Consider the following 14,979-nt stretch of genomic DNA (forward strand, 5'->3'; position numbering starts at 1 on the left):
AATTTAGAATGAAGAAGCCGGATTATTCCACTTCGTCCATTTTGCCAAGTAGTGCACGAATGCGCTCTTGCCATTGCGCGTGCTCTTGTTGTGCTTGCTGTGCTTTTTGCTCTAGCTCTTCACGTTGAGAGCGAAGCTCGTTCGCTTCTTCCGCAAGTTTTGCTTTATCTTCTTTCAGCTCTTCGACTTCCATCTGAAGAAGAGTGATTGTGTCAACTGCAGTTTGAATTTTAGATTCTAGTTGTTCTAGTACTTCAAAAGACATCTTGGCCTACCTATGTTATTCCGTTGGGACGATGTGCGAGATTGATGCACACCTAACCTATATAAGGTTCATTCTACTCAGCGTCGCGATGAGAAACACTCACTATATTCGATATTTCGCATCATTCGGTCAAAAAATCGGCGCAATCTCACTAAACGCTGACTTTTCTTATCGCCGAAGCATTTTTGAGCAAGGATTTTGCCTCCCGCCACGCTGAAAATCGCCCTAAGTATTGATCAAATTCAACTTAGATAAAGTAAAAGCTCCGCAAAAAGGCAAACGTTTACCCTACGTTGTGATAGAATCGCCGCGCAAATTCTTCTTCCCTCTTGCTTACTTGGAGACATCATGAAACGCGATTTAGCTATGGCATTTTCCCGTGTGACTGAAGGTGCAGCTTTGGCTGGTTACAAATGGCTTGGCCGTGGCGATAAAAATGCAGCCGATGGCGCAGCTGTTGAAGTTATGCGCACCCTACTGAACAAAACAGATATCAGTGGTGAAATTGTCATTGGTGAGGGTGAAATCGATGATGCGCCAATGCTATACATTGGTGAGCAAGTGGGTATTGGTGGTGATGAAGTAGATATTGCAGTCGACCCGATTGAAGGGACGCGTATGACGGCAATGGGACAATCTAACGCACTAGCCGTACTTGCCGCAGGTGAGAAAGGCAGCTTTCTTAAAGCGCCAGATATGTACATGGAAAAACTGGTTGTTGGCCCTGGTGCAAAAGGCGTAATTGATTTAGAAAAGCCGTTAAAAGAGAACCTAGAGAACGTAGCAAAAGCCCTGAACAAACCACTTGATACCTTAGTCGTTATTACCCTTGCGAAACCTCGCCACGATGACGTTATTGCAGAAATGCAAGCAATGGGCGTACGTGTTTTTGCGGTGCCTGATGGTGATGTGGCTGCCTCTATTCTGACTTGTATGCCAGACAGCGAAGTGGACATGATGTACTGTATTGGCGGTGCGCCAGAAGGGGTTGTATCAGCAGCGGTAATTCGAGCGCTAGACGGTGACATGCACGGTCGCCTGCTTCCTCGTCACGAAGTAAAAGGCGATACTGAAGAAAACCGCATTTACGGCGCAGACGAACTAAAACGCTGCGATGAAATGGGCGTAAAAGCGAATGTTGTCCTCAAAATGGAAGACATGGCACGCAGCGACAACGTGGTATTTTCAGCTACAGGCATCACTAAAGGTGACTTGCTGGAAGGCATCTCTCGCCAAGGCAATATCGCAACCACAGAAACGCTGCTCGTGCGTGGTCGATACCGAACTATTCGCCGCATCACATCGACTCACTACTTAGATCGTAAAGATCCAGAAGTGCGTGATATTATTCTTTAAGCATTTCTCGAGGCTCTCGCTCAGTCTGAGTTTGAGTTTGAGCCTTTCTTTCCGCACAACCGGGCAATAGATTCTGAATCACACTCGTTCCTCGTTGTTCAGAATGACGGTCACCACAGCAAGCTCAAAATCAAAAGAACTCGTCATTCTAGCGAGCTCCAGCGAGACTAAAAAATCCAGTAACAGCAAACTCCTATTCTCTCCCTCTCACCATAACCCCTACACAGCCGGACGATAGATGCTGAATCACGCTCCTCCCTCGTTGTTCAGAATGACGGCTACCATTGCAAGCTCTAAATCAAAAGAACTCGTCATTCTAGCGAGTTCCAGCGAGACTAAGAATCTAATACTAATAACAGTAAACTCCTATTCTCTCCCTCTCACCATAACCATTGCACAACCGAACGATAGATTCTGAAGCACACTCGTTTCTCGCTGTTCAGAGTGGCGATATATATTGGTTCGCATGAACATAGACCCAACAGATCCCCACTCAAATTAAGTCAACACTTTTCTTTACTAACCCTATCGCGCATAATATGTACTGACGTATAAATGGTGGGTATATGAAGACCGTAGATAGGATATTGCAAATCGTTAAGCGTGATGGTTCCGTCACTGCAAAACAACTCTCCTCTGAGCTAGGTATGACAACCATGGGGGCTCGTCAGCACCTGCAAAGTTTAGAAGATGATGGCATTCTTTCTATCCATGACGTAAAAGTAAAAGTTGGTCGCCCTGCTCGTCATTGGTCTCTTACTCAAAAAGGTCATGAGCAATTTGCTGACCGTCACGGTGAGTTGACCATTCAGTTTATAGAAGCTGTCGAACATATCTTTGGCAAAGATGGACTGGAAAAAGTCACATCGGAAAGAGAAAAACTCACGTTACAAAGTTATCGTCAGCACCTTGAGCAATGCAACTCTCTGCAAAGCAAACTAGAAACTCTTGTGACACTAAGAGAGCAAGAAGGCTATATGGCCGAGCTTGAGCAAGATGAGAACGGATTTATCTTGATCGAAAATCACTGTCCGATTTGTAAAGCCGCAACTCGCTGCCCAAGCTTGTGCCAATCGGAATTGAGCGTTTTTCAGTCTTTGCTTGGACGTGACACCAAAATAGAGCGCACCGAGCATATCATCAGCGGTCAAAGACGCTGCGTGTACCGCATCCAACAACTGCAGTAACTACCACAACCAAACATCGACATGCCGCACTTATTTAATCGCAAGCTTAAAAGCTTCTCTTATAAGTGAGACGGCTGAAGAATTCATCCTCTCTCCTCTTTCTAGTGGTATAGGCTTTTAGTAACTAAAGGCAATTTCCATAAGGATTTGGAGAACATTGATGTCTACTCTACGTCACTACTCTTCTCAAACACTTCCGCCATTCGATGAAATGGTTCGAATGGCAGAGCGAGATCCAGAAGCTTTTGAGCAATTTCGTCATGAAATGGCAAAAGAGATGATCGAAAGCGCATCAGAAAACATGCAAGAAAGACTGTGGGCTCAGCAAAGCCACATCGATAGGGTCATCAGCACGTGTAAAAACCCTCATCACACCAATGTGGTATTGATGAACGAATTACAAAAACAGGTCGTGAAGTTCAGAGCGGCGCTACAAGGGGAAACGGCACCGACTCAAAAAGCGGATGTGGTTAGCTTAGAGGCATTTAAAGGTAGGGATGATTTTTACTGATACTCTGTAGATAGATCGAGAAAGTTAGGCTTCGTTTCTCTTACCAAGGCTAACTTCCACTCACGCTTCCACTGCTTGAGCTGCTTTTCTCGGTTTATGGCAGTTGCCATATCTTCGAATAACTCAAAGTAAACGAGCTTATGAACGTTGTATTTCTTGGTAAATCCCTCAACTACTCCGTTTTTATGCTGCCATATTCTTTGAGGCAGCTGACTGGTAACACCAATGTAAAGAACGGCGTTGTTGTTTGACGTTAGGATATAAACTCAAGGTGTCCTATCGATGATTCATTCTCCTTCATGATTCGCTGTTACTTTTCCATTTTAATTCAATCGCTCAGTTCAAACTCGGAGCGCTCTGTGCGTAGATTCTGAATCACACTCGTCCCTCGCTGTTCAGAATGACGATGACTTTAATAAGCTCTAGGTCAAAAGCGTTCGTCATTCTAGCGAGCTCAAACGAGACTAAAAATCTGGTAACAGCAAGCTCCTGTTCTTTCGCACTCACCTTAGCTACTGCTCAAGCGGACGATAGATTCTGAATCACCTCGTTCCTCGTTGTTCAGAATGACAGTGGCTTTAACAGTCTCTAAATCAAAAGAGTTCGTCATTCTAGCGAGCCTTAGCGAGACTAAGAATCTGATAACAGCAAGCTCCTATTCTCTCCCGCTCACCTTAGCCACAGCTCAAGCGGACGATAGATTCTGAATCATGCTCGTCCCTCACTGTTCAGAATGACGGTTAAAATAGCAAGCTCTAGATCAAAAAAGCTAGTCATTCTAGCGAGCTCCAGCGAGACTAAGAATCAAGTAGCAGCAAACTCCTATTCTTTCCCACTCACCTTAGCTACTGCTCAAGCGGACGATAGATTCTGAATCACGCTCGTACCTCGTTGTTCAGAATGACGGGTACAATAGCAAGCTCTAGATCAAAAGAGCTCGTCATTCTAGCGAGCTCCAGCGAGACTAAGAATCAAGTAACAGCAAACTCCTATTCTTTCCCTCTCACCTTAGCCACTGCTCAAGCGGACGATAGATTCTGAATCACGCTCGTACCTCGTTGTTCAGAATGACCGTCACTATAGCAAGCTCTAGATCAAAGGAGTTCGTCATTCTAGCGAGCCTTAGCGAGACTAAGAATCTACTTTCAGCGAGCACGTTACTTAAAGCGATTACTCCGGCTCAGGGCCATATTGGTTTGGTCCTGATGTTCCTTTTAAGAAGCCACATTCAATTAGAATCCATAAACCACAAATCAGAGAAATGGATGCAACGAACATTTGCGGTGTCGACGGCTCTTGTGCAACAGGGCTAGTCATTGGCGTAGCGATTCGTCCGATAATCAGGGGAATATTCAGTGCTAGCCAATAGATTGATTTGTTGCGGTCATGCCAACGCTTGGTGGTGATCGCCAAATCAGGGATTAACAAAATCACCAAGAAAATAGGGAGAAGTAAATAGGAGAAAGTAGGAAATAGCTTACTAATTCCAGCACCAAAACCTAGAATAGAGACATAGTAAATGACGTTCCAAATCCAGTAGGTTTTACGGTTTATACGTCCTTGAAAAGAAAACAGTAACTCTTTAGTCGACATCAAATTTTACCCCGAAATAGAAAGGTTATAGATTAGCCGAGTCGATATGGTTTGGAAAGAACACTTGCAGTGTAAGCGCCAACAACGCCGTTACAACAAGCAGAGCGAGACTGCGCTTAAGCAACGATAAACACTCGATAAGGCCTATTAGCTTTCAGTTCCCTTGCATCTCGCATGCTTAACCCTGCTCGCTATTCTCAAGAAACTCTGTTCAACCTAATTCACTACCTTCTGGAAGCTTTCTACATCCATGTCTCGGATGTTGACCGTTAAGCTGTGCACGTGACTGACTTGCTCTTGAAGTGTCGCCATCAAGGCTCGTGACAGCTCTCGCTTTTGTTCTTGGGAGCGGCCAGATAGCAAATCAAAGTTAATATGGATAAAGTCGAGGCTATCACCCTCTTCCCCAATTAACCAATTGTGGCACCTGAGCGTTCTAGATTTCACTGACGCGAGTTCAAAAAGGCCACTCTCTAACGCCGTTTTATGTAAATCCTCCAGCAACCCCTGAACATTGACACGTTCTTCCACCGAGTTTGAATACTCTAAAACGAGATTTGGCATTTTGATTCCTTTCTACAACAATGAATTCCAGCGCGTAGTAATACCAATCTCAGCAGCAATTTCCGAGGAATGAACTATCATTCTGTCTACGTGATCACCAATCGATTGCTTTTGACAAAAATAACAGGATCGCTGCTTGGTCGAATCAGTAAAGAAAGCCGGACAAGACATGACGCCAATCATGATCTGTTCACATTATTCTGTTATATTCCTACGTAGATTTTTTACATTAATTGACTATTTACATTAAAGATAAGGGAGATATTCCTATGCGTCGTCCTGTAGTGATGGGTAACTGGAAACTAAACGGCAGCAAAGCAATGGTAACTGAGCTGCTAACTGGTCTTAACGCTGAGCTTGAAGGCGTTGAAGGTGTTGACGTAGCAGTCGCTCCACCAGCACTTTACATCGACCTAGCAGAGCGCGTAATCGCTGAAGGCGGTAACAAGATCATCCTAGGTGCTCAAAACACTGACCTAAACAACAGCGGTGCGTTCACTGGCGATATGTCTCCAGAAATGCTGAAAGATTTCGGTGCTACTCACATCATCATCGGTCACTCAGAGCGTCGTGAATACCACAACGAATCTGACGAGTTCATCGCGAAGAAATTCAACTTCCTAAAAGAAAACGGCCTAACTCCTGTTTTCTGTATCGGTGAATCTGAAGCGCAAAACGAAGCTGGCGAAACTGAAGCTGTATGTGCACGTCAAATCAACGCAGTTATCGACACTTACGGTGTTGAAGCTCTAAACGGCGCAATCATCGCTTACGAACCAATCTGGGCTATCGGTACTGGTAAAGCAGCAACCGCTGAAGATGCACAACGCATCCACGCTTCTATCCGCGCACTTATCGCTGCGAAAGACGAAGCAGTTGCAGCACAAGTAATCATCCAATACGGTGGTTCTGTTAAGCCAGAAAACGCTGAAGCTTACTTCTCACAACCAGACATCGACGGTGCTCTAGTTGGCGGCGCTTCTCTAGACGCTAAGAGCTTCGCAGCAATCGCTAAAGCAGCGGCGAAAGCAAAAGCTTAATCTCGTTTTTACTCAGAGTAGAAATAACAAAGGGATGCATCATGCATCCCTTTTTGTTTGCGTGTTATCCACTCGGAGTACACCAATAGGAAGTTCTGAATTATGCTGGCTCAGCAATTTTCACGGTTGGTTTTTTCGCGAGCTCCGCACTGGAATCCTTCTTATAAAGGTTCTCGTAGCAGTAATTTGTTGCTTCAATGTAGCCTTCTACACTACCGCAATCAAAGCGCTGACCTTTAAATTTGTATGCCAAAACACAACCAGATTGAGCTTGTTGCATCAGCGCATCGGTGATTTGAATCTCGCCACCTTTGCCCGGCTCTGTATTTTCAATCAGCTCAAAGATATCAGGGGTCAGAATGTAGCGACCAATAATCGCTAGATTGCTAGGTGCAGTGCCTGGCTCTGGCTTTTCAACCATGTTATCAATGCGGAAGATATCATCTTTGATCATCTCGCCAGCAATCACACCGTATTTATGCGTTTCTGATTCCGGCACTTCTTGTACCGCAACGATTGAACAGCGGAACTGTTTGTACAGCTCAACCATTTGCGCTAGAACGCCTTTGTCTTCATTCACACAAAGGTCATCCGCGAGCACGACAGCAAACGGTTCATCACCGACCAATTCACGTCCCGTAAGAATAGCGTGACCTAAGCCTTTCATTTCACGCTGACGGATGTAAGTGTAACTCGCTGAATCAATCAAAGAACGAATATCATCAAGCAGCGCTTCTTTACTTGTACCGCTAATTTGATGCTCTAGCTCGTAGTTTTTATCAAAGTGATCCATCAGGGAGTGTTTGCCACGACCTGTAACAATACACATTCCATCCATGCCCGCTTCAATGGCTTCTTCAACACCGTATTCAATCAATGGCTTGTTCACCACTGGCATCATTTCTTTCGGCATCGACTTAGTTGCAGGAAGGAAACGTGTACCGTAACCCGCCGCAGGGAATAAACATTTTTTAATCATAACCATTACCAACTAAAAAAAGGCTCCTCTGAGGGAGCCTGTTATATTATTTTGAATATAAATACGAATTAATCGCTACCAAACAGATCACGGGTGTAGACTTTATCAGCAACATCAGCAAGTTCCTCAACCATGCGGTTAGAAACAATAACATCAGACATTTGTTTGAACTCTTCAATATCGCGGATAACGGCAGAGTGGAAGAACTCATCTTCCTTAAGTACTGGCTCATACACCACGACTTCGATACCTTTTGCCTTAATACGCTTCATAATGCCTTGAATAGACGAAGCGCGGAAATTGTCTGAGCCAGCCTTCATAATTAAGCGGTAAATGCCCACAACTTTTGGTTCTCGCTTGAGAATAGACTCTGCGACAAAATCTTTACGAGTGCGGTTTGCATCAACAATCGCTCCGATAATGTTATTTGGAACATCCTGATAGTTTGCTAACAGTTGCTTTGTATCTTTCGGTAAGCAGTACCCGCCGTAACCGAATGACGGGTTATTGTAGTGATTGCCAATACGAGGATCTAAGCCTACACCTTCAATAATTTGGCGCGCATCAAGGTTATGTGCTTCAGCATAAGAATCCAGTTCATTGAAGTAAGCCACACGCATCGCAAGGTACGTGTTTGAGAACAACTTAACCGCTTCTGCTTCTGTAGAGTCAGTAAACAGAACCGAGATGTCTTCTTTTACCGCGCCTTCAACTAAAAGGTTAGCGAACTTCTCTGCACGTTCGCTGCGCTCACCAACGATGATGCGAGACGGGTGGAGGTTATCGTAAAGTGCTTTACCTTCACGAAGAAACTCTGGAGAGAACATAACATTCTGACAACCGAGTTCTTCTTTAATGCGCGCAGTATAACCCACAGGTACAGTCGACTTAATCACCATAACCGCATCTGGGTTAATCGCAATCACATCTTTAATCACAGCTTCAACTGAAGAGGTGTTAAAGTAGTTCGTTTGAGGGTCATAATCCGTTGGTGTAGCAATAACAACAAACTCCGCGTCTTTGTAAGCCAGCTCTTTATCTAGCGTCGCGATAAAGTTGAGTTCTTTGTTTGCAAGAAAATGTTCGATTTCCGCATCAACAATTGGAGACTTCTTGTCGTTCAACAAGTCCACTTTTTCTTGGATAATATCAACCGCCACAACCTCATGGTTTTGTGACAATAACATGGCATTGGACAAACCGACGTAGCCCGTGCCTGCTACAGCAATTTTCATTTTTATTTCCTATTATTTAACTGACGCTAGCATATCAAAACACCGACACTCTCGGTAGAGTGCGGCGATTAACTAAAAGCCTAACTAGCAACACAACTTAATTCAATTGAGTACCCAAGTAACGCAAATAAGCATTGCGAATGCGAAGCTTGTTCTGCTCAAAGTACTCTTGACCATAACGGCCTCGGTTAAAGTAGCGGCGAAGCATACTATTATCCATCACGAGTTCATCACCCTGGCCTGCTGCCAAATAGTTTGTATCGTTGCCAACTCGTGTCGTAACGTTGAAATCATAAGCCTCGTTACCACGAACTTGTATCACTCCCGGCGACATATCGCGCCATGGCGTTAATGGCAGTTTTACTGACACAGTGACAAACTGCTCTTCGTCTGTATCATTAAACTTTGTCACCTGATAACTTGCTGATACTTCTATGTCCTCAAACCAATGTGAGGTCGTGAATTTTGCGCCGACATCCCCCTTCCAAAACTCTCCAGCAGTCGCATTAAACTGCCAATCCCACTCCGGCATAGAGAATGTATAACGAGTTAAAAAGGTTTGTCGGTCTGGATTCGCATAACCATTTTTGTCTTTTTCGTCTTGATGTTGGAAGTAGCTCATCTCTAGCCCCAACTCATGGCTGCCCGATTGAGAGAACCAAGCTGATTCGCTGCGCGCACCGATATAATCCGACTTAACCAAGCCTAGAGAGACCTGATTAGCAATATCGACATATGGTAAACGGAAGAACTGATGCACCATTGCACGATCAATCTCGTTCTCGTACGCGCTGTCTTCGAAATACCCACCTTCTTCAAAATCGTCACTTTCTGCTAAAGGTAAAATATGACGAACATCAATTGCCGCGCCAGACCATAGGTAGGTGTATAAGTTGCTAGACATAGCAAAAGAGTAATCATACACACCGTACTCGGTTGCAAAACCATGCCTTACCATAGGAGAAAGCACGATCTGCGAATCTAAAGTGCCTGAATTAACTCGCTCCGTTTTCCAATCAACCATGTCTAATCTTTCCAGTAAATCGCGCGTGATAAACTGAATGTCATCACAAGCTGCGCTACCATTGACAAAACTTTGGTAACAGTTAGCGTCAGACAAAACGCTGACCACTGGTTTTTGGTTGGCAAGCATCACAAGTTCAAATTGATCCGATGCAGCGCCTATATCTTGCGCCGCATTTTGACCTAAATGACTCGACACAATACCCAGAGCGACACCTAGTCCGTCAACTTGGTTATGGTTGTAGCGGCGATTTTCTACAGCCACCACAACTTTGTCATTTGATACGCCCACTTGAACATTAACGAAGCCTTCATTTTTTAACGCACTAACCAAAGAGGAAATTGACGCTTGTTGCGCTTTGTTTTGCTCAACGGCTAAACGATCCATTAACGTCATATTATTCTTCGCGTAGTCGCGAGAGCGAGAGTATTCCGTTATCAATGGCATAGAGAGTGCAGCACTCCAAACGCTTGAACCATCCGATTCATGACCAGAATAAATCTGGTAACTTAATGAGGCGGTTATATCATTAGGCAGTAAATTATCGGGAGTAAACACTTTTATAGAAGAGTTGAATTCTACTGAATCGTACTCTCCTACTAGTTGAACAAAGTCAAAAGGTTGGTATTCAAAGCCACCAAAAGGGCCATCTAGAACACCCATCAAACGCTCTTCTGACTGACCGAAACCAGCAGAAATCCTTAAGGGAAGTGCATTAAACGTATAATCCGCGACGGCAAAATTAGTCATGAGCTTATTTGCAGCCCCACCGACATCTTGCATGCCTAAAGCAAAATCTAAGTTCTCATTCCCCCAAAAATTGGGAACCTGGTACTTCAGTGATAATGATAAATCTCGAATACCGCCACAGCCTGTTTTAAAACAGTTCGAGTTATAATCATAAGTAACGATACTACCGTGAGCCTCTAACCCTTCAATGAGGCCAAAAGATACTTTTATAGAATCTAAACCTTGCACCTCGTCAAGCCAAGGGCGCCCTTGGGCAAAAGATACACCAAAGTTGCCATACTCTTTCACTTGAGCATTAGGTGTAAAAGTCAAGCCGGTAAAGCTCTGATTGGAGGGGAAGCGCTCTAATTGTTCAGTTGCCTTTGCTATCCCCACATAAAAAGGCAATGAACATGCCACAGCCCTCACAGTTATCATTTTTATCATTGGTCATGCCACTACTGAAGTTTAAAATACTTATTTTTCATTAACTTTACATTTGCATCAAGTTTCATTTTAATTAATGCGCTGTCTAACCAAAGCTAGCAACCAAGCTTGATATAAAAACTTCCACACAAATAGCCTCGAAAGAGACATATTTGCCTAGTAAACATAGCTCTTCCAATACACATATTGCTACATTATTTTATGCTGAGAGCGGCTTTGATGTTCGCTCACAGTGAACTGAGTGCGTTAGATCAGATGATATGGAGCAAACTCAAGTGATATCGATGTCATGCTAACCTATCTTTACTAGATCAGTTAGAATTTCAATTCGGCGCCTCATCACAAATTACGAACTTTCTTCTCACTCCATCTCCATTGAGGATGCTAAATAAGTATGTGAATACCTCATTTTTCGTAACACCGCTTAAGACTTGAAGGTTCAATTTGTTGGGAGCAGCACGGGTTCTAATGCACGGACGACGTTCACATCGTTGCAAATAAAGTAGTTCGAACGTTTCGCCAAAGCCTTGCCCTCTGCGATGAAGATGTATTTCTCACGGCCAGCGTTGGCATCAGTATCTATCCGCACTACGGCGGCAACAAAGAGGCTCTATTAAAAATGCCGATACCGCGATGTAGCAAGCGAAGAAAGCGAGACGGAACCGTTATGAGTTCTATACCTCGTCCCTCAACCAAGCACTGCAACAACGGACACTTTCATCACAACTTCGCTACTCTTTGCGTCGTGATGAGTTTAAGCTGGTTTCCCCCGAGTTCGACGTTAAAACCGAGCGATAGCTCGCGTGTGAGGCTCTCCTCGGTTGACACCATCAGAACCTAATCAAGCAATGTCACCCGATATTTTCATCCCGATTGCGGAGCGTTCCGATCTGGTTCGACAAGGCAGTTCTGTTCTCCACCAAGCGTTTACGGACACTGCGTATAGCCTTGAGGTCTTGTTGCTCAACAGACTTAACAGGAACAAAATGAATATCAGGCCTAGAAAATGCTTCGCAAATTGCTCTCGCATCATTAGCATCGTTCTTTTGCCGCCCAACAAATGGCTTTACATGCTGAGCTGGGATAAGAGCTACGCTATGTCCAAGCTCTTGAAATATTCTGCCCCAATGATGCGAAGTTGCGCATGATTCCATCGCAATAGCCGTTTTCTCTGGTAATTGACGGACTGTATCAAGAAGCTTGTCACGCTTTACCTTTCGGTTTGACAAGATTTGTCCATCAAAACTCAACACGCATACTTGAAAGAGGTTTTTGGCTATATCGATACCGACAACTTTAATAGACATGATGATTACTCCTGCTCTTACTGGTTGCACCATTAGTTTGGTACAACGGTGCTAGAAGGGAGGTGCGTCCATCACATCAAAGCCTTAGGCTATCGCCACTGTTCGCTTTACTGTCCCCCTGACGATATTCATTACCATCCTGGGTAAACAGAGGGGGATCTTGACAAGTTGTTGCTACAGTCTTCGTCACGACAAACTTAATTAGCCCGCATTTCCTGTACCGTCGATCGATAGTGAGCGCAATGTGCAGTTCCCATACGCTGATGTTTCAAGGGATATTGGCGCCAAAGTCCGGTTCCCGTATCGCCCCCTTTTCCGAGGATAGAGTTCTCACACGACGTTTTGCCACAGATCGCCAGCAAAAAATACGAGCAAAATATCAACAATGTATACGTTAACCCTAATAAAGAGTGAAATTTGGTAGAGACGAATACCTCTAGAGAGTGAAAGTCCGCCCTATTTTTTGGGTTCAGTTTGTCAGACCGCAGAGTCAGGCCTTATTTTGGGTTCGGTTTGCCAAAACGCAAAGTCAGCCCCTATTTTGGGTTCACCTTGCCACCGATGCGATGAGGTCGGCACGTGCTCAGGCTAAGATCAGGGATGGCCTGGGCTCAGAGGCGATGGGCACCGATTGTGCCGTTATTGGGAGTGAACTAAAAAATATCTGCCTTGCTCCTGCGATGAAGTTCAATATCAACGATCTCCTCAGGATCAATTCTGACTCAACACTCAAGCCCCACCGCGTATTGTGCATACAAAATATCCGCGAAATCCGCTTCGGTTAATACACCAAGCAAAAGATCTCTGACGGCATCAGCAAGTAAGGCGTTGTCGATGACAATTTCAAACTCATTAAGTGATAAGTATTCAAGCGCGACCATCAGCCCCGTGCGTTTATTTGCATCAGGTAGGGCGTGAGCGATGGCAATACTTGCCGCATACTTTGATGCAATATCAAAGACATCTTCCAGACCATCATACGCGATCGCATTGTCAATTCGACCCAATGCACCTTGCAGCTTTGGTATATCCACCTCTCCCTGCATACCTGGCTCAGTCGCTAAAATAAACGAATTTATTTCAATCACTCGCTCGAATGGAAAACAGATGATATCCATCACATATCCGCTAATTTCGTGAATGTCTTACGATGCGTTCTTAGCGCTAACTTGGCTTCAGAACGCACAATTTGACGCCCCTGCATCCCACTCAAGTCTAACTGCTTGGTCGCTTTTACTTTCGGTCTTTTTACCTGTGGCACTCCATAGGCTGACAAGTCTTTGCTCATGAAACCTTCTCTCCATACGACTTCTATCTCTTCATTATACTACCGTTTTTCCTTCGATGCCCTAAGGCTTTTTAACCCTACTTAACCATCGCCAAGATAGCATGGTATAAAAAATCACCTGAGACAGTTGATCGAAAGGATCACGAAAATGAGACGTTTTCGATCAAATTAAAATCTATAGAAACAGGAACTTAAATTAAAATAAAAAGAGTGCCGCCTATTGGGCCAGAAGCCCCGTCATCACTGGGCCGCTACTTCGCGCGGCGCTCAGGCCAGATCGGCTACCCGCCATGAGACACTCACCGGCCTTCGCCGCGCACATTGAGACAGTATTACCTTGTCGCCACCCAATGCATTCGCTTGTCTCATGCGCCCCGTCTGCCGGGATCGCCTGGCTGGTTTGACGCGTTGGCTTACGCCAGTAGGGCAGCACGGCGGGATCATGGCGAGCCAACCTCTGCTACCTCGGCCCGTCTGCCCTTCCCTCCATTCCTCACGCTAACACAAGAAAACCCCAGCATGGCGGCTGGGGTTTTGACGGTGACGGGAATGACCCTACTTTTTTTTACCACACCTTGACTGAGCTGCTGTGGCGACAATGGCACCCTTTTCTGGTTCCGTTATAAAACCATCCGCGGCAAAACTATTCGCGGTCTGAGCCACGGTTGACACGTATTGGCCATGATTTTTCCATTTATCATCACATTGCACCAATTGCTCAATCGCGCATCCATCACCATTCACGACCGAGCCGAGTGGCGTATTGGGACATTGGTCTTGATCATTCAGAATACCATCTGAATCAAAATCGTTCGTCATGGTGATCATAAAGGACGCAAAGTCCAGTTCGCCTGTTTCTGTGTCATTTCCAAGCCACCCCGTAGCGGTAGGAATAAAGTCATGTTGTAGAGAGCGCCCCGCACTCACATAATAAATGCCCGCCTCTGTCGGTGCAAAAGACTCAAAAGTGAAATGCCCAGAAGGAGCGCCTTGCCTTGTAGAAATTGGGCTACCCACTGTCCGCGCCTGACCAGACCACAAGCCTAAATTGACCGGAGTCGCGCCATTTTCTGCGGCTGGATCGTACCACGCTACGTACAGTTGAATGATACAAGCCGGGCAGTATGACGTGTCTGTCACTCCCCCCATTTCATAATCGCCTTCAAACGTTATGGCGCTACAGGTTCAATGATCGCCGTATATCCATCCACAATACCATTGTCAGTCGCCGTCACTTGTGGATTAGTGAAGACAACCGCATTGTGTAATAAAATGTTGTAAGTGACGTCATCAGACACATCAATCGCTTCTGCGACATTTACATCCACTTATCGTCTACAAAGCCATGGCGAATTTGATTTATCCTACACTTACAGCGTAACCGTTCACCAGTCCCCCATTGACAATCAAGTGTGACTCTCCGCACTTGATCCACTTTTTCTTCTTGAGTGATC

The 14,979-nt window shown here is 44.9% G+C and carries 15 protein-coding genes and 1 pseudogene; 4 read left to right on the forward strand and 12 right to left on the reverse strand.

Annotation, left to right across the window (positions count from 1 at the left end):
* Positions 1-22: 22 nt before the first annotated feature.
* Positions 23-265 carry a cell division protein ZapB gene (zapB, locus tag R7E42_RS18365; RefSeq protein ID WP_005379536.1) on the reverse strand — a complete coding sequence of 81 codons (243 nt, stop codon included), beginning with the start codon at positions 263-265 and terminating at the stop codon, positions 23-25.
* A gap of 348 nt (positions 266-613) precedes the next feature.
* On the opposite strand from zapB, the gene glpX reads away from it, so the two are divergent.
* The 3 genes from glpX (at position 614) to R7E42_RS18380 (ending at position 3,319) form a co-directional block, all read left to right on the forward strand.
* Complete coding sequence (glpX, locus tag R7E42_RS18370) at positions 614-1,621, forward strand: class II fructose-bisphosphatase (RefSeq protein WP_318072903.1); 1,008 nt, start codon at positions 614-616, stop codon at positions 1,619-1,621.
* 566 nt (positions 1,622-2,187) lie between these two features.
* The gene (locus R7E42_RS18375; protein ID WP_109168731.1) at positions 2,188-2,808 is read left to right on the forward strand and encodes a helix-turn-helix transcriptional regulator; all 621 of its coding nucleotides are present in this window, start codon (positions 2,188-2,190) and stop codon (positions 2,806-2,808) included.
* A 160-nt stretch (positions 2,809-2,968) separates the two neighbouring features.
* The gene (locus R7E42_RS18380; RefSeq protein WP_085342723.1) at positions 2,969-3,319 is read left to right on the forward strand and encodes a DUF3135 domain-containing protein; all 351 of its coding nucleotides are present in this window, start codon (positions 2,969-2,971) and stop codon (positions 3,317-3,319) included.
* Here the strand turns inward: R7E42_RS18380 and R7E42_RS18385 are convergent.
* The 3 genes from R7E42_RS18385 to R7E42_RS18395 form a co-directional block, all read right to left on the reverse strand.
* Positions 3,313-3,579, reverse strand: coding sequence for a GIY-YIG nuclease family protein (locus tag R7E42_RS18385; RefSeq protein WP_318072908.1), 267 nt, complete (start codon positions 3,577-3,579; stop codon positions 3,313-3,315). The genes R7E42_RS18380 and R7E42_RS18385 overlap by 7 nt on opposite strands.
* Positions 3,580-4,489: 910 nt before the next feature.
* A complete protein-coding gene (locus tag R7E42_RS18390; protein ID WP_012841178.1) occupies positions 4,490-4,912 on the reverse strand; it encodes a DUF805 domain-containing protein in 423 nt (140 codons plus the stop codon).
* 216 nt (positions 4,913-5,128) lie between these two features.
* Positions 5,129-5,476 (reverse strand): 5-carboxymethyl-2-hydroxymuconate Delta-isomerase, encoded by a 348-nt coding sequence (locus R7E42_RS18395; protein ID WP_318072904.1) that lies wholly within the window; start codon positions 5,474-5,476, stop codon positions 5,129-5,131.
* 269 nt (positions 5,477-5,745) lie between these two features.
* On the opposite strand from R7E42_RS18395, the gene tpiA reads away from it, so the two are divergent.
* On the forward strand, positions 5,746-6,516 hold the full coding sequence (gene tpiA / locus R7E42_RS18400; protein WP_005384863.1) for a triose-phosphate isomerase: 771 nt from the start codon (positions 5,746-5,748) through the stop codon (positions 6,514-6,516).
* A 100-nt stretch (positions 6,517-6,616) separates the two neighbouring features.
* On the opposite strand, the gene galU is transcribed toward tpiA, so the two are convergent.
* The 8 genes and pseudogenes from galU to R7E42_RS18440 form a co-directional block, all read right to left on the reverse strand.
* Complete coding sequence (gene galU, locus R7E42_RS18405; protein ID WP_005397961.1) at positions 6,617-7,495, reverse strand: UTP--glucose-1-phosphate uridylyltransferase GalU; 879 nt, start codon at positions 7,493-7,495, stop codon at positions 6,617-6,619.
* A 68-nt stretch (positions 7,496-7,563) separates the two neighbouring features.
* Complete coding sequence (locus R7E42_RS18410) at positions 7,564-8,730, reverse strand: nucleotide sugar dehydrogenase (protein ID WP_318072905.1); 1,167 nt, start codon at positions 8,728-8,730, stop codon at positions 7,564-7,566.
* A gap of 97 nt (positions 8,731-8,827) precedes the next feature.
* Positions 8,828-10,930 (reverse strand): YjbH domain-containing protein, encoded by a 2,103-nt coding sequence (locus R7E42_RS18415; protein ID WP_318072906.1) that lies wholly within the window; start codon positions 10,928-10,930, stop codon positions 8,828-8,830.
* 887 nt (positions 10,931-11,817) lie between these two features.
* Positions 11,818-12,237 (reverse strand): annotated as a pseudogene (locus R7E42_RS18420) (IS110 family transposase); the annotation flags it as partial.
* A 722-nt stretch (positions 12,238-12,959) separates the two neighbouring features.
* Entirely contained in the window at positions 12,960-13,355 is a 396-nt protein-coding gene (locus tag R7E42_RS18425; protein WP_213896862.1) for a type II toxin-antitoxin system death-on-curing family toxin, read from the reverse strand.
* Entirely contained in the window at positions 13,355-13,525 is a 171-nt protein-coding gene (locus R7E42_RS18430) for a hypothetical protein (RefSeq protein WP_005397970.1), read from the reverse strand. The genes R7E42_RS18425 and R7E42_RS18430 overlap by 1 nt, the downstream gene beginning before the upstream one ends.
* A gap of 555 nt (positions 13,526-14,080) precedes the next feature.
* Positions 14,081-14,674 (reverse strand): thrombospondin type 3 repeat-containing protein, encoded by a 594-nt coding sequence (locus tag R7E42_RS18435; protein ID WP_318072907.1) that lies wholly within the window; start codon positions 14,672-14,674, stop codon positions 14,081-14,083.
* A 20-nt stretch (positions 14,675-14,694) separates the two neighbouring features.
* On the reverse strand, positions 14,695-14,853 hold the full coding sequence (locus R7E42_RS18440) for a hypothetical protein (RefSeq protein WP_213896859.1): 159 nt from the start codon (positions 14,851-14,853) through the stop codon (positions 14,695-14,697).
* Positions 14,854-14,979: the final 126 nt, after the last annotated feature.

The sequence above is a fragment of the Vibrio sp. Vb1337 genome, from assembly GCF_033338715.1.
Taxonomy (GTDB): domain Bacteria; phylum Pseudomonadota; class Gammaproteobacteria; order Enterobacterales; family Vibrionaceae; genus Vibrio; species Vibrio alginolyticus.